The organism is Halioglobus sp. HI00S01, assembly GCF_001635445.1.
GTDB classification, from domain to species: Bacteria; Pseudomonadota; Gammaproteobacteria; order Pseudomonadales; family Halieaceae; genus Halioglobus; species Halioglobus japonicus.
In genome coordinates, this window is sequence record NZ_LWEE01000025.1 from 322,196 (window position 1) to 342,731 (window position 20,536).

At 58.5% G+C, this 20,536-nt stretch carries 17 protein-coding genes; 6 read left to right on the forward strand and 11 right to left on the reverse strand.

The window, feature by feature from the left end; translation table 11 throughout:
* Window positions 1-47: 47 nt before the first annotated feature.
* Window positions 48-800, reverse strand: coding sequence for a sulfite exporter TauE/SafE family protein (locus A3709_RS06535; RefSeq protein WP_231871115.1), 753 nt, complete (start codon window positions 798-800; stop codon window positions 48-50).
* Between the two features lie 10 nt (window positions 801-810).
* Window positions 811-1,914 carry a phosphoribosylaminoimidazolesuccinocarboxamide synthase gene (locus A3709_RS06540; protein WP_066051827.1) on the reverse strand — a complete coding sequence of 368 codons (1,104 nt, stop codon included), beginning with the start codon at window positions 1,912-1,914 and terminating at the stop codon, window positions 811-813.
* Between the two features lie 231 nt (window positions 1,915-2,145).
* Here A3709_RS06540 and A3709_RS06545 point away from each other — a divergent pair, with 231 nt between their 5' ends.
* Both A3709_RS06545 and A3709_RS06550 read left to right on the forward strand, forming a co-directional pair.
* Window positions 2,146-2,574, forward strand: coding sequence for a group II truncated hemoglobin (locus A3709_RS06545; protein WP_066051830.1), 429 nt, complete (start codon window positions 2,146-2,148; stop codon window positions 2,572-2,574).
* 4 nt (window positions 2,575-2,578) lie between these two features.
* Window positions 2,579-4,615 (forward strand): TonB-dependent receptor, encoded by a 2,037-nt coding sequence (locus tag A3709_RS06550; protein WP_066051833.1) that lies wholly within the window; start codon window positions 2,579-2,581, stop codon window positions 4,613-4,615.
* On the opposite strand, the gene A3709_RS06555 is transcribed toward A3709_RS06550, so the two are convergent.
* The 7 genes from A3709_RS06555 to hrpA form a co-directional block, all read right to left on the reverse strand.
* Window positions 4,616-5,095: an STAS domain-containing protein gene (locus A3709_RS06555; RefSeq protein ID WP_066051838.1), complete on the reverse strand. Its 480-nt coding sequence runs from the start codon at window positions 5,093-5,095 to the stop codon at window positions 4,616-4,618.
* Between the two features lies 1 nt (window position 5,096).
* A complete protein-coding gene (locus tag A3709_RS06560) occupies window positions 5,097-6,278 on the reverse strand; it encodes a PP2C family protein-serine/threonine phosphatase (RefSeq protein ID WP_066051968.1) in 1,182 nt (393 codons plus the stop codon).
* A 122-nt stretch (window positions 6,279-6,400) separates the two neighbouring features.
* Complete coding sequence (locus tag A3709_RS06565) at window positions 6,401-7,123, reverse strand: VacJ family lipoprotein (protein WP_066051841.1); 723 nt, start codon at window positions 7,121-7,123, stop codon at window positions 6,401-6,403.
* 71 nt (window positions 7,124-7,194) lie between these two features.
* Complete coding sequence (locus tag A3709_RS06570; RefSeq protein ID WP_066051844.1) at window positions 7,195-7,941, reverse strand: DUF2063 domain-containing protein; 747 nt, start codon at window positions 7,939-7,941, stop codon at window positions 7,195-7,197.
* The gene (locus tag A3709_RS06575) at window positions 7,938-8,789 is read right to left on the reverse strand and encodes a DUF692 domain-containing protein (RefSeq protein ID WP_066051848.1); all 852 of its coding nucleotides are present in this window, start codon (window positions 8,787-8,789) and stop codon (window positions 7,938-7,940) included. Before A3709_RS06575 ends, A3709_RS06570 begins: the two co-directional genes overlap by 4 nt.
* On the reverse strand, window positions 8,789-9,124 hold the full coding sequence (locus tag A3709_RS06580; RefSeq protein ID WP_066051850.1) for a hypothetical protein: 336 nt from the start codon (window positions 9,122-9,124) through the stop codon (window positions 8,789-8,791). Before A3709_RS06580 ends, A3709_RS06575 begins: the two co-directional genes overlap by 1 nt.
* A gap of 149 nt (window positions 9,125-9,273) precedes the next feature.
* Window positions 9,274-13,014, reverse strand: a complete 3,741-nt coding sequence (hrpA, locus tag A3709_RS06585; RefSeq protein ID WP_066051852.1) for an ATP-dependent RNA helicase HrpA — start codon at window positions 13,012-13,014, stop codon at window positions 9,274-9,276.
* An 80-nt stretch (window positions 13,015-13,094) separates the two neighbouring features.
* On the opposite strand from hrpA, the gene A3709_RS06590 reads away from it, so the two are divergent.
* Window positions 13,095-13,574, forward strand: a complete 480-nt coding sequence (locus A3709_RS06590; RefSeq protein WP_066051854.1) for a MaoC family dehydratase — start codon at window positions 13,095-13,097, stop codon at window positions 13,572-13,574.
* On the opposite strand, the gene A3709_RS06595 is transcribed toward A3709_RS06590, so the two are convergent.
* On the reverse strand, window positions 13,563-14,072 hold the full coding sequence (locus A3709_RS06595; protein WP_066051971.1) for a hypothetical protein: 510 nt from the start codon (window positions 14,070-14,072) through the stop codon (window positions 13,563-13,565). The two genes, A3709_RS06590 and A3709_RS06595, sit on opposite strands and share 12 nt — an antisense overlap.
* A gap of 140 nt (window positions 14,073-14,212) precedes the next feature.
* Here A3709_RS06595 and mnmC point away from each other — a divergent pair, with 140 nt between their 5' ends.
* Genes mnmC through A3709_RS06610 form a run of 3 tightly spaced genes read left to right on the forward strand, consistent with a single transcriptional unit; the run spans window position 14,213 to window position 19,968 of the window.
* Window positions 14,213-16,228, forward strand: a complete 2,016-nt coding sequence (gene mnmC / locus A3709_RS06600) for a bifunctional tRNA (5-methylaminomethyl-2-thiouridine)(34)-methyltransferase MnmD/FAD-dependent 5-carboxymethylaminomethyl-2-thiouridine(34) oxidoreductase MnmC (protein ID WP_066051857.1) — start codon at window positions 14,213-14,215, stop codon at window positions 16,226-16,228.
* Window positions 16,228-16,986: a glutaminyl-peptide cyclotransferase gene (locus A3709_RS06605; RefSeq protein ID WP_066051860.1), complete on the forward strand. Its 759-nt coding sequence runs from the start codon at window positions 16,228-16,230 to the stop codon at window positions 16,984-16,986. The genes mnmC and A3709_RS06605 overlap by 1 nt, the downstream gene beginning before the upstream one ends.
* A gap of 42 nt (window positions 16,987-17,028) precedes the next feature.
* The gene (locus tag A3709_RS06610; RefSeq protein ID WP_066051863.1) at window positions 17,029-19,968 is read left to right on the forward strand and encodes an insulinase family protein; all 2,940 of its coding nucleotides are present in this window, start codon (window positions 17,029-17,031) and stop codon (window positions 19,966-19,968) included.
* 17 nt (window positions 19,969-19,985) lie between these two features.
* On the opposite strand, the gene A3709_RS06615 is transcribed toward A3709_RS06610, so the two are convergent.
* Window positions 19,986-20,536 (reverse strand): aconitase family protein (locus A3709_RS06615; protein ID WP_255359723.1); only part of this gene is annotated, 551 nt, incomplete at its 5' end.

Consider the following 20,536-nt stretch of genomic DNA (forward strand, 5'->3'; position numbering starts at 1 on the left):
TCAGCGCTGCACCATTCCACCATGCCGGACGCGGCCAATTTTTTGCCCTACACACCGGCAACGCCCTCCCACAACAGCTTGGCACCCACCACCAGCAGGAAGAAACTGATGATGCGGTAATACACGGCCGGCTCAGAGCGACGCACCAGATAGTGTCCGATCCGCACGCCTACCGGGGCCAGAGGCACCAGTGCCAGGGAGTAAAGCAAGTTGTCGGCGCTGAACTGTCCGAGCAAGGTGTACGGCACCAGTTTGACCACATTCACCACGGCAAAAAAGAGCCCCGCCGTACCGGCGAACAACAGCGGCGCGAGGCCCTTGGGCATAAGATACATGGTAAAAGGCGGCCCGCCGGCGTGAATGCTGAAGCTGGTAAAGCCGGCCACGGTGCCGTACAGCGTGCCCGCCACTGGGTTGTGCTTGCGCTGCACATCTGCGCGCATCGCGAAAAGGCTCTGCAGGCCAAACAGCAGGGAAATGGCTCCCACCATAATGCGCATATAGCTATCGTTCATAGCATCAGCGCTGAGGTAGCCGAGCAAAATGCCGAAAATTGCCCCCGGCAACAACACCCTCAGGGCAAGGCGATCGTAATGCCCCCAATAGGTGCGCACTACAAAAAAATCCATGACAACCAGAATGGGCAGCATAATGGCAGCAGCCTGGGTCGGCGGCATAACAAGCGCCATCATGGGCACCGACAACACCGCTACCGAACCGCCAAAACCGCCCTTGGAAATGCCGTACAGCAGCACAGCGGGAATACTGACCAGATAAAACGCGGGATCTGTCAGCATCATGAATCGTCGCCTAGTCGATCAGGCCAAACTCGTCCCTGAGCACAGCAATAATCTCGGCCTTGGGATTAGCAGAAATATCCACGGGCTTGCCAATAATCTTCTCGGCTATGCCTGTATAGGTTGCGGATACTTCCATTAATACGTCCGCGGGCAGTGCGTTGTCTGCCGCGAGCGCTGTGCGCTCGGCCATGCGATCTTTGTTCAGCAGAATGTCGGGGTCGGGAAAGTGGTTGAGCAATAACTGGCGGAAACTCTCCTTGGAGTTTTCGACCACCCTACCCTCGCGCCTGGCCGGCCCATCCCAGATCCGCGACGAATCAGGCGTGCCCACCTCGTCCATGTAAATCAGCTTCTCGTTGCCCGCCTTGTCGGTGACATAGCCAAATTCAAACTTGGTATCGACAAAGATCTGGTCAAGCGCGCCCAACTGGTCGCTGATCAGGACAAAGCCCTCCGTGAGCAACTGCTCATAGCGATCTACATCCGCGGCTGACCGAAGATTGAAGGCGGCATAGTTGTTCTCGATATCGCTGCGCGTGATGTTCACGTCATCCACCGCAGGTACCCCGGGAATACCCTCAAGAATTCCCTTGGTCGATGGTGTAATCAGTAACTGCGGCAGCTTTTGATCCTTCTCCAGACCATCGGGTATCGAAATACCGCAAAACTCCCGTTCGCCATTGGCGTAAGAGCGCCACATGGAACCGGTAATATACTGCCGGGCAATCGCTTCGATCATCACAGGCTTGGCTTTCTGCACTATCCACACCAGTGGGTGGGGAATTTCGAGAATGTGGCTATCGGCCAGGCCCTGGTTGCGGAAACACTCAAACCAGTGATTCGAAATGGCATTGAGCGCGGCGCCCTTGCCTGGCACGCCGGCCATCCCCCCCTCGCCATGCCAGATGCAGTCAAAGGCGGAGATTCGATCCGAGATAACCATAATTGCCAGGGGCGCATTTGCCGGAACATCGTAGCCACGCTCCTGCACCAGGCGGGCGCTGTCCTCATCCGTCAACCAATACACTGAGCGCACCTTGCCACTGTGCACAGGCGCGCCTGTACGTATGGGGAGATCGTTGTTCACAGCCATCACTTGTTGGGCAAGACTCATAAGGAATATTCACCTGGTTGCAGCACACGAACAGGGCTTCGTAGCCCTCTATGGAAGCGCGCATTCTAGCAGAGCGATCACGGGCCCGGCGAGCGTTGCCGGCTTTGTCATAAATGTGCCATACCAGCAGCCGCAAATATCCGCACTCAAGCCTGACAAGCTACCCTCAGCCTCGCTACAATAAGCGCCCAAGGACCTCGCCGTATGTAGTCCAGCAGGAAATGAATAACGATGAATCAACCACAAACTCCCTATCAGATACTTGGTGAAGCAGGCATTCGCAATCTCACCAGCACCTTCTATGACATCATGGACGAGCACCCCGAACTCACTAGCCTGCGGGCGATGCACGCGGCCGACCTGGGGCCCATGAAGGAAAAGCTCGCCGACTACCTGATCGGCTGGATGGGCGGGCCACCGCTGTACGCCGACAAGCACGGCACAGTCTGCATGACCGAACCCCATGAGCCCTACCACATCGGTCCCGAGGAGCGAGATCAGTGGTTGCAATGTATGGATCTGGCACTGGAGCGCACCGGCGCTTCCGATGAATTGGTCCAAATGCTCAAACACCCCATGTTCCGCGTGGCTGACGCGGTGCGCAATCGCGAGGGGCCGGCGGCCTCTGCTTCCAATCCCAACATTATCGCTTCACACTAATCTTATGAGTTATCGACTACCGCTGGCTGCGGCTGTATTGCTTTGCACCCTCAACCCGACTTTCGCCGACGAATTGGTAGAGGAGCAGGTGCTGGTTACCGCCACCCGCCTGCCCACCAATGCCGACACCCTGCCCCTGAGCTGGTCCAGTATCGATCAGCAGGCCATTAACCTGGCCGGCCAGGTCCACATCAACGAGTTGATGCAACAGGTACCGGGTGCCTGGATCAGTCGCGGCAATGGCCAGGAAAGTCTGCCTTCATTGCGCTCGCCGGTACTCACCGGTGCGGGTAGCTGTGGTGCATTTTACATGGCTGCCGATGGCATTGCCCTGCGTGCACCCGGTTTTTGTAACGTGAACCAATTGTTTGACGCCAACACTGAACAGGCTGGCGCTATTGAAGTCATCAAAGGACCGGCAACGGCTTTGTATGGTTCCAATGCCATGCACGGTGTCATCAATATACTGAGTGCAGCCCCAGACGTTCCAGAGCAAAGTATTGCCGTGGAGGCCGGGCCACACGACTACTACCGTGGCAAGTACCGCTATGCCGGCAGCGCGGGGGCTCACAAATTCGGCATCAGCTTCAACGGCACCAGCGACGGCGGCTACAAAGATGACTCAGGTTTTGACCAACAGAAACTTACCCTGCACGATGATTATCAGGGCGAAAACTGGAGCATCACCTCAGTACTGGATTATGCCAATCTGAATCAGGAAACTGCCGGGTTCATTACCGGCTATAAGGCTTACGCCGACGAAGACCTGAAAGATACCAACCCCAATCCTGAAGCCTATCGAGATGCGCGATCGGTGCGCGCCTACAGCCGCATGAGCCGCGATCTGGACGGGCAGAATACGCTGGTCGTTACGCCTTACTTGCGTGACAACAGCATGGAATTCCTCATGCACTTTCTGCCCTGGCAGCCGGTCGAGGAAAACGGCCACACCAGCCTGGGCCTGCAGAGTGCACTGCACACAGAGGCTGGTAATTGGGCCTGGACTAATGGCGCCGACCTCGATTACACCGACGGCTGGCTGAAGGAAACCCAGGCAGAGCCCTTCAGCCCCAATCAGCCTGCCGGCGTGCACTACGATTATCAGGTCGACGCACTGAGTGCAGCGTTATTCAGCCAGGCCACCTGGGCGGCAGAGCGCCTCGAGCTCTCTGGCGGCGCGCGCCTTGAATACAACCGCTACGACTACAACAATCGCACTGACGACGGTCCGGCCTGCAGCCCGGAAGCATCTGCCTGTCGCTTTTATCGTCCCGCCGACCGCGAGGACGATTTCACCGGCCTGTCACTCAATGCCGGTGTCAACTACCAGTGGCTCGATGATCACAGTGCCTATCTGCGTCTGGCGCGAGGTTTCCGCGCGCCTCAGGCGACGGAGCTCTACCGTCTGCAGTCCGGCCAGGAGGTCGCCGACCTGGATGAGGAAGAGCTGGACAGCATCGAGATGGGGCTGCGCGGCAACATCACAGACAAGTTCAGCTATACCGCGTCGCTGTACTACATGGAGAAAGACGAAGTCATTTTCCAGGATGCCAATCGTCAGAACGTCAGTGGAGCCAGCACTGAGCACCAGGGGTTGGAACTTTCAATTGACTACAGTTTTACCGAGAAGTGGTACCTGAATGCGGTCGCTTCCGTAGCCCGCCACCGCTATGCCAGCGCTATCGAGCTGCTCGGTTCCAGCGGCGACATCAAAGGTAACGACATCGACACCGCACCACGCCATACGGGCAGCGCGCGCCTTGGGTGGAACTTCAACGATAGTAGCACCGCGGAACTGGAGTGGATTTATCTGGGCTCGCACTATCTGGAGCCAGACAACCAGCACAAGTACGATGGCCACGAACTGGTTAATCTGAGGGTAAGTTCAGCGTTCAACGAGAGCTGGTCGGGGGCTTTGCGCGTCACCAACCTGCTTGACAAAGACTACGCTGAACGGGCCGACTTCGGTTTTGGCAGTTATCGATATTTTGTGGGAGAGCCTTTGGGTGTGTACGCAGAAGTGCGTTACAGCCTGCGCTGATCAGCCCCGTTCCAGGGCCATCATCAAATCCTTGAATTTGGCCTGATTTTCTTCCGAGAGGCCCATCAACACACGATGGGCCTCGATCACCTTGGCCTTCACAGTTACCTCGCTACCCGTGACCTGCGGCAGCTCCTGAATATCTTTGGGACTGGCACAGGCCTCTTCGCGCAATTCAAACAGGCGCTGGAACCCCATACTTTTCAGCAGGCGATTAATCCCCGGTTGGCAGGAGAAGATGGCGGGCTGAAAGTCGTACTTTTCCTTCACGTTAATGGCCAACTTGGCCAGCAGACCCAGCGTTGTACTGTCGATACCCTCAGCATCGCACAAATCCACCCAGACACTCGTAAACTCAGGGTCTTCGAACATGGTATGAAAGTATTCTTCGATGGTAGTGCACAACGTCACACGCACATCACCTTTCATCCGGATGACGTAGGCGCCGTCGTGGCTCGCCGCAAGAATTCTTCCGTCCATCTCAGTCGCGTTTGCTAATAAACAGGGCGGCGATATCATCCGGTGCCGTCTCCACCCGGTCAAGCCCCAGGCGGGTCACCAACTCTTCCGGTGAGTCAGCAGTTTCCTCAAACACCCGGATGAAGTAATTCTCTTTCTCGATCAGATTTTTCGGCGGCAGGATTTCGAGAATCCCATCCGAGAACAGCGCCAACATAAAGCTGTCTGGCAGATCGATGAAATGTTCCTCGTAATGGGCGTCTGCCATAATGCCCACCGCGGAGCCCTCTCCTCGCAGATATCGGGCTCCCTCTTGGGACACCAGCACCGGCTGAGGCAAGTGCCCCGCGACACTGTAGCGCAAGGTATTTTCCTGAGTATCGACCACGCCCACAACCATCGTGGCAAACTTACCCACCTCAAGGTCCATGAGCTCCAGGTTCGCCTGCTTGAGCATAGCTACCGGGCTGTATATTGCATCGTCGTTCTTGCGCAGCAGATCGGAACGTTTGCGCGCAAACAGGTTTTTAAGCAAGACCGTAGCGAAAGCGGAAGAACTGCCATGCCCGGAGACGTCGGCCATGAGAAAGGTGACATGTCGATCGCCCACCGTAAAATAGTCGGTGAAGTCGCCACTCAGATATAACGATGGAATCACGGTGTGGCTGAATACGTAGTCGTCCAACACCATCGGAGTAGAGGGCAGCATACGCATCTGTACCTGGCGGCCGGCCTGCTGATCCTGCTCAAGTACTTTGATCGTGCCACGCAGTTCGGTATTGGCGGCTTCCAGACGCTTGCGCGAACGTTCAAGCTCACGCCTTACCTGGCGCTGGCGCCGGCATCGCTCCAGGGAACGCTCCAGTGCTTCGATGTCATCCAGGGGACGCACAAAAAAATCACTGGCGCCCCAGCGCAATGCCCGCATCATTGACTCTGCGCAAGCCTCATCACTGATCAGTACGATGGGGATCTGGTGGTCCAATTCGGGAACCGAGCGCCGGGTGGCATCCCAGGTCAGACCCTCCATATCGAATTCACAGAGGATGACGTCCAGCTCCGGACGCGAGTGCAGAAATTCACGTGCGCCAAGCGCGGTGGTATGAATTACGGGCTCAAAACCCAGCCCTTTGACAAGCTCGGCCAAGGCTAAAACGCGGGATTTGTCGTGGTCTACGACCAGTGCAGTTCCGGGAGCATCCATCAGTGATAATTCGCGTGTAACTGTCGCTGACACTACGCCCATCACTCAGCACAGGCAACATACCTTTGGCCGGTTTTGGCAAGATTTCACAACTTTTTCGATCATCACCCGGCAAGGGTGGATCAGAACTCTTCCCAGTCTTCTTCCTGGTCAAAGTCAGAGAAATTGTCCTGGACAACGCCGTCGTTCACAAAGGTATTGCGGTTTTGCAGGTACGCGTCGCGGACGAAGATATAGGGGTCGCCAGTGAGTAGTTCATCTGCGGCCAGCAACCGGGCGCGGCCGTCCACCAGCTCCAGACCCCACAATGAATTTCGCAGTGGAACATTATCGATATAAGTGGGTACCGACGTGTAGGTATCGACAATGGTGCCGGTCCCGCTACGGAACGTCCGTGGCCCAAAGAACGGCACCATAATATACGGCCCCGAATCCACTCCCCAGATGGCGAGGGTGTGACCAAAATCGGTTCGATAAGGTGATATACCCATGGGCGTGGCCACATCAAATAATCCGACCAGACCCAACGTGCTATTGATCAAGAAACGGCCACCACCTTGTGCCGCGCCGCCAAAGCGCCCTTGCAAAACGCCGTTAATCGCTGAGTTAAAGTCGTACATGTTGGCAAACATGTTGCCCACGCCACGCTTGGCAAACGACGGCATGACCCAGTCGTAACCCACGGCTACCGGGCGCATCAGGTATTTGTCGAGCGTATTATTCAGCACAAACAATGGACGATTGATCGACTCCAGTGGATCGATATTTTTCTCTTGCTCCTGTGCCATCGAGGCCAGGGGCACCAAGAGTGCCAGCGTGAGCATCAGGCGAGTAAGGGTTTTCATATCGACGTATACGAGTCAGCGGGAAACGTGGATGTTACGCGCGGGTGCAGTGGGAAGCAAATCACACACCATTACACCTGCGCGACCAGCACGTCGAGGCCAAGCATTTGCTCAACCTGCTCCAGGGCAAAAGCCTGCATATTTTCCAATGGCATGCCCAGTTCATTGGCAAGCGTCGCCAACAAGGTATCGACCGGCTGAGCATCGCCGTCGCGAAACAGCTCCAACAGGCGCGCCGTTGCCGCATTGATTTCGATGAACTTCACCTCATCATGTCTATCGCGATACACCACCAGATAACAGGGATCGGCGGGCGCCTCCGGCTTAAAGCCGGGGCCGATATGATGCACGGGAAACTGGTAGGCCAATACCCAGGCCAGGGGTGACAGGGTCAGCAAGGCTGATCCGGTGTCATCCAGTTCCAGCCGTGGCGGCAACTCCTGCTCGGCGACATCCAGAGCCAACTCCACCCACTCGTAGTGGGCCAACTCGGCCAGAAACGGCGGATCGCATGGGCGCGGCGTGTGCCCATTCATAAGGAATTGAATAAATTCCTGGCTGATTTCCAGGAAGTACGGCGAACGACAGCGATGGCCATCCAGGAACGCGCGCACCAGCGCACGCCATTCGTCTTCGACATACAGGCTGCAGAGCACTGGAAAGCCGCCGCGTAAAAAACCTTCCACATTGTTGTAAATCAGGTCGCGATACACCTTCAGGCGGCGTTCCTCGACCTGTTCGGGCGCCGGGTTGTGCTCGGGATCGCGCAGGTAACTGGCCATGCGCATCTGGCTGTCACGCAACTGCTGGACTGTCATGCGGTCATGGCCTCCGGAGCGTTACTTGCATCGCGCTGGATCGCTCGCACCCGCTCTACTTCAGCGAGCAATTCCTCTAGCGGCGGCAGGTTGAAGTCGCGCTCCAGCAATGTCGGCAATACGCCTACCCGCTTGTAAGCTTCGGCCAGCAGGTTCCAGACCGGATCGATCACATCGGCACCATGTGTATCCACTTTGAGATCATCCGCCTCATCGAAATGACCTGCGATATGAATATACCTGGCGCGCGCCAGCGGCAAAGCATCGAGAAATTCTATAGGGTCGTACTGATGGTTAATGCTGTTCACGTAAATATTGTTCACGTCCAGGAGCAGATCGCAGCCGCTCTCCTCCAGAACCGCATTAATGAACTGCGATTCGCTGAGGTCTCTATGGGGCTGTGCGTAGTAGGACGCATTTTCCAGGGCAATCGGTTCACCGATGATGTCCTGTACGCGACGCACGCGCTCAGCGACGTAGTGCACGGCTTCTTCGGTAAACGGTATCGGCAGCAAATCGTACAGGTGCCCTTCTGCTGCACAGTAGGTGAGGTGTTCGCTGTACAGTGGCACATCGAACTCGTCCATAAAACGGCGCACTGATTTCGCCAACTCGGTATCAAGCTCATCGGGGCCACCAATATCTAGCGACAGGCCATGCAGTGCGATCGGATAACGCTCGGCCATCTGGCGAAATTGACGCCCGTAACGGCCGCCCACACCAACCCAGTTTTCCGGCGCTACTTCGAGGAAGTCAACAGCGCCTTGCTGCATAGACGAAAGCGGACCCAAAAGGGCCCGCCTGAGTCCGAGTCCCGCGCCGCGGAACTCTGTTGCTTTAGAAGGCATTAGCCGCCGCACTTACCTTCGCCGCACTTGCCTTCACCGCCGGCTTTCTTTTCGCCGCCGCACTTGCCTTCATGGCCGGCTTTTTTCTCGCCGCCACATTTGCCTTCGCCGCACTTGCCTTCGCCCCCGGCTTTCTCTTCACCGCATTTGCCTTCGCCACACTTACCTTCGCCGCACTTGCCTTCGCTGTGCTTGTCGTAGTTGGCGAGGTCGTAACCACCGCTCAGCTGAGTAGAAGAAAACGGGTTAACCTCGGCAGTTGCCAGAGGTGCAATAGAAGTCGCCAGGAACGCGGCACCGAAAGCGACTGCAAGAGGTTTTTTTGACTGTGACATGGTTATTTCCCTGTGGTAATCCAAATTTCATAGTTTTGCCGCCACGATGACCTGAAATCATCCGTTGCACCTTGACGTGCTAGATATGACTCAAGTTGATGAACTAAGTTTCGTCAACTTCAACTTTTTTAGAGGGTCATCACTAACAATCACTGTGGATTCGCTTCCAACCACTGCTCCACCTCCCGCCATTGCTGGGCAAGGCGCTTTTCAGAGACCGCCTGGCGAGTCCCCAGATGCTGAGCAAACAGTGACACCCGGTACTCTTCGAGCATGAATCGATACTGCATGGCCGCCGGACAAGCCGCGAGGAGCCCGGCACGTTGGCTCATTGCCTGCTGCAATGGCTCAGTCAGCCCGGCCAGCAATGCACAGTATTTTTCATCCTTGGCCACCTGTCCGCTGAGGCGTTCGATTCGATTCAGCAGCGCCTTCATATACCGCGGGTACTGGACCAGCCAACTGGCAGGTGTATCGCGCAAAAATCCCGCGACCAACAGGCCACTGACCTGGTCATCAATATCACGCTTGATGTTCGGCCAGCGCTGCATGGGCGATGCCGCTAATTTGGTCCGAGCGGTAGCAAGGGGCTTGAGCGCCGCCAACAGGGCAGTTTCTATCTCATTGGCGCGACTGATGACATCTCCCTTGCCGCGTTCAAGCTGTTTGCCAAAGTCCGCTTCGCTATAGGGAAGTTGCTCGTCCAATGACATCGCCTGAACGTACGCTGCGTCGATAAGATCATCGACCAGCGCGGTTCGGTCCAGACCGGCGCCGGCGAGCACCAGATTAAAGTCATTGCCGCGCAACAATTGCTTGCGTAGATATTTCACTTGTTGTGCGCTGTGCAGGCGCAGCATGTGCAATACACCTTCGCGATGCGCCAGCCTGGCGACCGCCGGATAATCACACAACTCAATAGCAGCGCCCTTCTCGCGGGGCACAAGGGCAGGATACGAAACAATATCCTGACCGGCTTGGCGAAAGCGCCATTCACGGGGCACATCGCCAAAGTCCCAGCGAGTCAATCCATCGCGGGCCGGTGAAGCCGTTTTGGCCTTTCCTACACTCTGGCGGGTGTCGTCCCGGAAGCGGTCGATCAGCGCCTGCAGATTGCGGCCCTGGGCCAGCAGCTTGCCCTGGGCATCGACCACACGAACATTCATCCGATAGTAGTCATCGAGCTTGCCCGCGGACCAGTCCGCTGGCGTTAGTTGGACATTACCCATCTTGTCCAGGGTACGCGACAGCGCCTGAAGCAAGTCACTATCATCCGGCTCGAGTGTCGCCAGCGCCCGGTCGACAAAATCCGGCGCCGGGACCAGCCGCTTGCGCTTGTCCTTAGGCAGGCTTTTGACCAGTGCAATACACTTTTCACGCAGCAGGCCTGGTACCAGCCAGTCAAACAGAAACCGCGGCACGCGGTTCAGCAGCGCTACCGGCACAGTAACCGACACGCCGTCCGCCTCCTTACCCGGTTCGAACTGATAGCTCAGGCGAAAACTCATGTCCTGCCAATCGAGGCTGGAGGGGAACTGGTCTTCCAGCTCCCCACCCGGGTCCCGGGCCAGCAGCTGCTCGCGGGCCATTTGCAGGCTCTCGCCCCGCTCCGGGCTGCGCTTCAACCAGGACTGCAATCGGCCGGCGGTGTAGGCGTTATCGGGCAGGCGCTCATTGTAGAACTCGAAGATGACTTCCTCGTCCACCAGAATATCGCGCCGACGGGTGCGCGATTCCAGCTCCTCCACCTCGCGCACCAGGCGCAGATTGTGCTTGAGGAAGGGCGGATGCTGTCGGTACTTACCGGCGACAAGCCCTTCGCGAATCAAGAGCTCACGTGACTCCTCCGGCGCCAGCGGGCCGTAGTGAACAGAGCGTTTATCGGCAATCGTAAGCCCGTACAGGGTCAGCCGTTCCCAGGCCATGACCCTGCCACTGCGCGACTGCCAGCGCGGCTGGTAGTAGTGGTGCTTGAGCAAATCGGAGTTGATGTCCAAGACCCACAGTGGATCAATGGCAGCGACGGTACGGGCAAAGACTTTGCTGGTTTCAACAATTTCAGCCGCCACAATCCACTTCGGCCGCTTACGCGACAAACCGGACCCCGGGAAAATCTGCAGCTTGCGATTGCGTGCGCCCAGGTACTCGCGATCTTCCTGGTGCTGGGCAATGTTACCCAGCAGGCCCGCCAGCAGGGCGCGATGCACACCCTGATAGTTCTCTTCTTCGGGTAACTGAGCAGGCGTTTTAATTTTTTGCTGACGGCAGGCAATGCTCAACTGGGCGTGAATATCGCGCCACTCGCGCATGCGCATGAACGACAGAAACTCTTTCTTGCACAATTTGCGCAGCTGATTCTGGCTAAGTGCCTGGCGCTGCTCTTCGTAGTAACGCCAGAGGTTCAGCCAGCCGAGAAAATCAGATTTCTCGTGACGAAACCGCGCGTGGGCCTGATCGGACTGTTGCTGTTTATCGGCCGGTCGCTCCTTTGGATCCTGCACCGCCAGTGCTGCAGCAATCACCAGCACCTCCGCCATACAGCCCAGTTCGCCCGCAGCCAGCACCATTCGCCCCAACCGGGGATCGACCGGCAGTCGGGCCATGCGCCGGCCCACCGAAGTCAGTTCACGATCCGGTGTCACCGCACCCAGCTCTTCGAGCAGTTTATAGCCATCGCGCACCAAACGCGGGTCCGGCGGGTTGATAAACGGAAATGCCTCCACATCACCGAGCCCCAAAATTGTCATTTGCAGGACGACCGCCGCCAAATTAGTACGCAGAATTTCAGGGTCAGTGAATTCAGGGCGCGACAGGAAGTCCTGCTCGCTATAGAGGCGCAGACAAACGCCCTCTTCTACCCGGCCACACCGTCCCATGCGCTGGTTGGCGCTGGCCTGGGAAATCGACTCAATCGGTAGCCGCTGCACCTTGGTGCGATAACTGTAGCGGCTGATCCGGGCATCGCCCGGGTCGATGACATAGCGGATGCCCGGGACGGTCAGCGATGTCTCTGCGACGTTGGTCGCCAGAATGACGCGCAGCCCGCGACGGCTACCCAGATCAAAGACCCGGTTCTGCTCCGCGGCGCTGAGACGAGAATACAGCGGCAATATGTCGAGCTGGGTTTCACGGCGCAGCAATTTGGCGAGCTCGCGAATGTCTCGCTCACCCGACAGGAACACCAGAATATCGCCCCGTTTGCCATAGTCGCCCGCGTCGATGTCCTGAACCAGTGTGGCAATACGCTGCGAGACATCCTCTCCCTCGCCGGGATCGGCATCCAGGTAATGGGTGGTTACGGGGTAGGTTCGGCCCGATACCTCAATCACCGGGGCATCGTCAAAGTGACGGGCAAAGCTGTCCACATCGATGGTTGCCGATGTGATGATAATTTTCAGGTCCGGGCGCTGGGGCATTAACTGCTTGAGGTAACCGAGCAAAAAATCGATATTCAGGCTGCGCTCATGGGCCTCGTCGATAATAATCGTATCGTAACGGCGCAACAGGCGGTCGCGTTGAATTTCCGCCAGCAGGATACCGTCGGTCATCAGCTTGATGGCCGTGTCTTCCGATACCTTGTCAGTGAAGCGCACCTGGTATCCCACCAGCTGGCCCAGCTCCCCCTTCAGCTCCTGGGCAATACGCTGGGCAACGGTGCGGGCAGCGAGACGCCGCGGCTGCGTGTGACCAATCAGCCCGTTCTGGCCGCGACCCAATTCGAGGCAGATCTTCGGCAGCTGGGTGGTTTTACCGGAACCGGTTTCACCGGCCACGATCACCACCTGGTGATTGGCAATGGCGCGGGCAATCTCCTCGCGGCGCTGAGTGACCGGAAGTGCTTCTGGGTATTCTATCTGTAGATCGGGGAGCACCCCCTTCTGGTTTGTCATGCTCCCTCACGAGCCTATTATCGTGGCGGTGCAATTGCACCCTGGGTTATGCTCTGGGCCCCGCTGATATGAGAGAGACCATGAGTACGCTGACCAACTTCACCTACGACGAAATCACCATAGGCCAAACTGCCAGCTATTCCAAGCAGGTCACCGAGCTCGATATACAGTTGTTCGCCGCAGTTTCCGGCGACGTCAATCCACTCCATCTGGACCCCGATTTTGCCGCCAGCACCCGATTCGGGGAGCGCATTGCCCACGGTATGCTGACCGCCTCGGTGATCTCCGCCGCGCTGGCCATGAAACTGCCCGGGCCAGGCTGTATTTTTATGGAGCAATCGCTCAAATTCCGCCTGCCGGTCAAGATCGGTGACGAGGTGCGGGTGGAACTGGAAGTGGTTGATACGGGCGAGCGCCGCAAAACGCTCATCATAGACAACAAGGTCTACAACCAGGACGGCAAAGTGGTACTCACCGGCACGTCGACCGTCATCGCTCCGTCAGAGAAGCTGCAGTTGCCCGTGCCGGCCACGCCCATAGCCACCGTATCAGGCGGTTGATTCGCCGCCTTCTGCCTGCTGCTGAGAGCGCTGAAACTGATCGTAGTCAAGGTACATGGGGCGTAGCAGTACCGCAGCCTCGCGATCCGCGGTCTGCACGGACAAAACCATCACCGAAGCCACGTCGTCCTCGACGGTCACACCGGTAATACCAATGATCTGATTGTTGGGCTGGTTTTGCGCTGTGAACGAAGGAATGTTCTGCTTGTTTTGCAGGGCGTTCACCAGGTTGCCCAGGGTCGTCGCCAGACTGGTGCGAAACGCACTGTAGTTTAACGTGCCTGGATACTCGCTGTGGTCCAGCGCCAGGTCGAAACGAACTACGGATTTATCTTCCATCTCAACCTTGGTCAGGGGCACCGCCTTGCCCTCAGCAACCTGTTTGAACAGGTTCTTGGCGTCGGTTCGGGGCGCCTCGATGAAAGCCCGGTGGAGAATATTTACGGCCATCGTCAGGAACTTGTCGCGCTCGATGGACTGGGTCTGATTGTCTGCCATGTTTACCTCGGCTGAAAAGAGCTGCAAGTCTACTGCCACAGGCGGTTGCGAGCAACGAAAACCCTGCCATAAAGGCGGGCCTTTGCTATGCTGTGCGGCGCGACGAACCGCCCCCACAACAGCATTCAACAAGGCTTTGCGTGAACCGCGAGAACGAACCCTGGACACCTGTCACCCCCGCACGGCTCGACTGGACCGACAACGGCGATCCGCTGTCTGAGATCTTTGGCGATGTTTACTACTCGGGTGAAGACGGCGCAGCCGAAAGCCGCCACGTGTTTCTGGACGGCAATCGGCTCGGCGAGCGCCTTATGGAAGCCCGCGGCCCGACCTTCGGCGTCGGTGAAACCGGTTTCGGCACCGGCCTGAATTTTCTGCTCACCTGGCAGCTGTGGCGCCAGCTCGGTCCGCAACGACCGCGCCTGCACTACCTGTCTGTCGAGAAGTTTCCACTCCAACGGGACGATCTGACACGGGCGCTGAGCAATTGGCCAGAGCTCGCACCGCTCGTGACCCAGCTGCTGCAGCACTGGCCAGACTTACTGCCCGGCCAGCATCGTCTGGTATTCGAAGACGGCCAGGTGATTCTGGACTTGTGGTGGGAGGACGTCGGTGCAGCGCTCCCTGATATTGCTAGCCGTGGTCCTACGATCGACGCCTGGTTTCTGGACGGTTTCGCCCCGGCGCGCAACGACGCCATGTGGCAGCCGGCACTGTATACCGCCATTGCCCAAGCGAGTCGCGACGACGCCACCTTCGCAACCTTTACCGCTGCCGGGCACGTACGACGCGGCCTGCAGGCCAGTGGGTTCAAGGTCGAGAAAGTACCGGGATTCGGGCGCAAGCGAGAGTGCTTGCGCGGCCAGCTCGAGACCCGGCCGGCCCCATCACCCGCGCAGCTCACCCCATGGGACCTCAGCAAAGCATCTGCTGCGCCAACCCCGCAACCGCGCACCGCTATCATCATCGGTGCCGGCCTGGCGGGCTGCACCACTGCCGCGGCGCTCGCCCAACGCGGGATACAGGTCAGCCTGCTGGATTCGGGACCACTGGCGGGCGAAGCGTCGGGCAACGACCAGGGGATACTTTACACACGGCTGTCGCGGCGCCACTCGGTCCTGACGGATTTCGCCCTGCAAAGTTTCACCTTTGCCGCAGCGATGTATCGGTCGATGTTTGCTTCGGGTCTGCTGCGCGAGGGTGACGACGGCGCACTGTGTGGCAGCTTTCATCAGCACCGCAACGCCGAGGACCTCGCGGTGTTGAGTAAGCGCCTGCAGGCGCTACCCCAGCTCGCGGCAGTGTTGGAACCCGATGCCGCCGTATCGCACCTGGGTGTTAAACCGAGCGAGCCAGGCTACTGGTTTCCACACTCAGGCTGGCTGCGTCCACCGGGGGTATGTGCCGCGCTGGCCAACCACCCCAACATTACGCTTACCGAGCACTGCGGTAAGCTGTCATTGGCCCGTGACGACCAGCACTGGGTCGCCACTAGCGTCCAGGGTGCCGTGACAAAGGCGGAGGCTGCAATTATTTGTACTGGGGTGGCAACCCACCAATTTGCGGGCCTTGAGTGGCTGCCGCTGCAGTCCATTCGCGGCCAGACCAGCCTAGTACCGGAGAACCCTGCCGTTACCGCCCTGACCGCCGGATTCTGTCACGAGGGGTATATTGCGCCAGCACGACAGGGCCGGCACTGCATCGGGGCCACCTTTAACCTCAAGGACGACGACAGAGATGTCCGTGACGCAGACCACCTGCACAATCTACGGCGCCTGGCGGCGGCACTGCCCGAGTGGCGCGACGCCATCTACGCCATCGACGTGGGCACGCTCGAAGGCCGGGTCGGCTTTCGCTGCGCAAGCCCCGACTNCCTGCCGATAGCCGGCCCCGTGCCCGACTTCGACGCCTTCTTGCACAACTATGCCGGGCTGCGTAAAAATGCCAGGCAGGTGATCCCGGATCATGGAAGCTATATGCGAGATCTGTACGTCAACACAGCCCACGGCTCACGCGGCCTGAGTTCAGCCCCACTGACAGCACAAGTGCTGGCCAGCATGGTGTGTCGCGAAGCTGTGCCCCTGAGTCGGGAATTACAACGGGCGCTGGCACCGGCGCGCTTCCTGATCCGTGATCTGGCGAGGAATCGCATTTGATGCGTACCGCCATCGCTGTACTCCTGTTCGTGCTGGCACCGATGAGTATGGCGGTCGAACAGTACACTTATCGCGTGCTGGAAAAGCGCCCCCACGATCGGGCCAACTATGTCCAGGGCCTGGAAATTCACGACGGCAAGCTGTATGTCAGCGCCGGCGAGTACGGCAAATCGCGACTGCGCCGCTATGACCTCGAATCCATGTCGCTGGAACACGATGTTCCGTTGAATCCGCGCCTGTTTGCCGAGGGTCTCACCCGCCTGGATGACAAGCTCTATCAGCTCACCTGGCGCGAAGGCATGCTGCTGGAATTTGATTTTGCGACCCTCAAACCGATCAAATGGCATCCCATTAATAGTCAGGGATGGGGCCTCACCACCGATGGTTCAAAGCTGATCTACACCGACGGCGGCCATCATTTGCACTTTTTCACCCCGGGTGAAATTCAGCACAAACGCTCAGTGGCCGTCACTCTCAATGGCGCACCTGTGAACCACCTGAACGAGCTCGAGTGGATCGACGGCAAGATCTGGGCAAACATTTACCAGACGGATCGCATCGTCATCATCGATCCGGCCACCGGCAAAGTCACCGCCAATATCGATCTCGCTGGCCTGCTGCCCCGCGATGATCGCAAACCCAATACCGATGTACTCAATGGCATTGCCCGCAATCCTCAGGACGGCGCCCTCTGGGTCACCGGCAAACGCTGGCCGTGGTTGTACAGAATCGAACTGATACCCCACCCGAGCGAGTAATCGCGCTAGAATAGCCTCCTACCACACTGATCGAGACAGCGAATGAGCAACCCCCTGCCCACCGCCCACGCGACGTTTGAACCCGTGCGCGCCCAGGCCATTGAATCCCTCAACCTGCAAATCCAGGAGTTTCGCCACCGCGAGACCGGCGCCGTGCACTATCATATGGCCGCCGACAACACCGAGAACGTGTTCCTGGTCGCGCTGCGCACTGTGCCGCAGGATTCTACCGGGGTCGCCCATATCCTCGAGCACACCGCCCTGTGTGGCTCGGAACGGTTTCCGGTACGCGACCCGTTCTTCATGATGCTGCGCCGCTCCCTGAACACCTTCATGAACGCTTTTACCAGTTCCGACTGGACGGCCTACCCCTTTGCCAGCCAGAATCGCAAAGACTTCAACAATCTGCTCGACGTATATCTGGACGCCGTTTTCTTCTCGCGTTTGGACCCCCTGGATTTTGCCCAGGAAGGACACCGGGTGGAGTTTGCCATCCCCGATGACCCCAGCTCTGAGCTGATATACAAGGGAGTGGTTTTCAATGAAATGAAGGGCGCCATGAGCTCCGTGAGCAGCACCCTGTGGCAGAAATTCTGCGAACACCTGTTCCCCTCTACCACTTATCACTACAACAGCGGCGGCGAGCCGGAAAACATCCCGGACCTCAGCTACGCACAACTGAAGGCGTTCTACGAAAGTCACTATCACCCGACCAATGCCATTTTTATGACCTTTGGTGACATTCCCGCCGCCGAGCATCAGGCCGCCTTTGAAGAGCGCGCCCTTGCCAGGTTCGAGCGACTCGATCAACGCATCGAGGTTCAGCCGGAGCAACGGCTGGCCGCGCCCATTCGTGTCAATGACATCTATGCCTTCGACGAGAACACTGACACCGCAGGCAAGACTCACCTGGTGATGGGCTGGATGCTCGGTGAGAGCAGCGACCTGGAAGGCATGCTCGAAGCACAGCTGCTGTCCAGCGTATTGCTGGAGAACAGCGCCTCACCACTGCAGCACGCTCTGGAAACCACCGAGCTCGGTCAAGCCCCCTCGCCTCTCTGTGGCCTGGAGGAATCTATGCGCGAGATGGTGTTTGTGTGCGGTATCGAAGGCAGCGAGGCTGAGCACGCTGACGCATTTGAACAAATGGTGCTGGAGATTATTGAGGATGTGGCCAATAACGGCGTGGCCGCCGAACGCCTCGAAGCCGTGCTACACCAGCTGGAATTACATCAGCGCGAGGTCAGCGGTGATAACTACCCCTATGGCCTGCATCTGATTCTGCAGGCGCTGGGCTCTGCAACCCACTACGCCGACCCGATTGCAGCAATGAACCTCGACCCCGTGATCGAATCACTGCGCACCAAGATTCAGGATCCTGACTACATCAAACGCCTCGCCCGGCAATTACTGCTGGACAACAGCCACCGCTTAACGCTGGTCGTCGAACCTGACAGCGAGCTCTCGGCGCGTCGACTCGAGCGCGAGGCGGCTCGCCTGGCAGACATTAAGCAAGCCATGAGCGAAGAGCAAAAGCAGGCCACCGTAAAACTGGCCGCCGACCTGATTGAACGCCAGCAGAGTACCGACGACGAAAGTATTCTGCCCAAGGTAGAGCTGACCGACATCCCTGCCGAAGTCAGCGACGTCAGCCCCACGCAATCACCCATCAATGGCCTGACAGTCACCCGCTATGGCCAGGGCACCAACGGCCTGGTGTATCAGCAGTGGGTGGCGCCCCTGCCGGCACTGGACGACGAGCAGCGCGCGGTGTTGCCGCTGTATACCAGCTTTCTCTCGGAACTCGGCCTGGGTGAGAGCACCTACCTGGAAACCCAGCACCGTCAATCCGCCGATGTCGGCTCCATACACGCATTCACCTCCATGCGCGGCAAAGTGGAAGACGAGCAGGCCATCAAGGCGAACTTCGTGCTGTCATCCAAAGCCCTGCTGCGCAATGCCGCTGCCCAGGCGGAGCTGATGCGCGACACCCTGCACAGTGCCCGTTTCGACGAACATGCTCGTCTGCGCGATCTCGTCAGCCAGCAGCGTGCCCGACGCGAGCAATCCGTCACTGGTAATGGTCACGGCCTGGCCATGGCTGCGGCCTGTGCCGGGATGAGCCCACTGGCCAACCTCAATCATGAACTAACCGGCCTGGCGGGTATTCGCCGCCTGCGGGCGCTGGACGAAGCGCTCAAGGACGACGGCGAACTGGCAACGTTTGGCGATACCCTGGCCAACATTCACGCCAACGTGCAGAGCATGCCCGGTGAATTGCTTGTGGTAGCAGAGCCTCAGGAAGCGGAACGACTGGCGACGGACCTGTCAGCGATCTATGCAGATGCTTCGAACAGCGGCGCCAAGACCCTGTCACTGGCTCCGGTGCGCGAGCGGCGCGGTGAGTTCTGGGTGACCAATACCCAGGTGAATTTCTGCGCCAGGGCCTATCCCACAGTACCTGTGGGGCACCCTGACGCGGCGGCCCTGTCAGTGCTGGGCGGCTTTATGCGTAATGGCTTCTTGCACCGCGCCATTCGCGAACAGGGTGGCGCCTATGGTGGCGGCGCCTCCCAGGACTCAGGCTCCGCGGCGTTCCGCTTCTACTCCTACCGCGACCCACGGCTGGCAGATACCCTGGCTGACTTTGACGCGGCCATCGACTGGCTGCTGCAGGGTGGCCACGATGCCCGCGCCCTGGAAGAAGCCATTCTTGGTGTCATCGGTTCGCTGGACAAGCCCAGCTCACCGGCCGGGGAAGCGAAACAGCACTTCCACAACAGCCTCTTTGGCCGCACTCATGCGCACCGCAAGCAGTTCCGCGAGCGCATTCTGGCGGTCAGCCTGGACGACCTGATGCGCGTCAGCGAAACCTACTTACGCGCAGACGCCGCCAGCACGGCCGTGGTAAGTAACAGCGTTCAGCGGGACGCCAACGAAGCGCTGCTGAGTGACCTGGCGCTCACCGTCCAGGAGCTGTGAGGCTAGAGACGATGCCGCTACTGGGGAGTAGCGGCACTAAANCCCTTGGGCAGACCTGCCTCGGGGGCGATTAATCCGGTAAAGGCCGAGAATTCCACCGCCATATTACACAGCGTCATGCGGCCTTCCATTCCCAGTGCGGTCACCGCTTCGCCGGCAAACTCCACGGCATAGCCACTGCCACCACTGGCACCATGAGTGCCGGTCAGGTGCACAATCATATCTTTGGCGGTCACCCCAAACGGCAATTCACCGTCAAACCGCACGCGCAACGTGCGTGGTTTCTTCACTCGCAGGGTTTTGGTTACCAGTGCATGCTCCGCCTCGCTGGAGCCGATACCCCACGCCAACGCACCCAGTGCGCCCTGGGTGCAGGTATGACTATCGGGGCAGACCAGTGTGGCACCCGGCTGGACTATGCCCTGCTCCGGTGACACCACGTGAACAATGCCCTGGCGCGAATCGTCGAGATCAAACAGGGCCAATCCGGCCGCATTGGCGCCCTCACGCGTGGCGACGACAAAGTCGCTACCACTGGGCATGGTCGTGTCGTCCGTGCGGTCAGGTT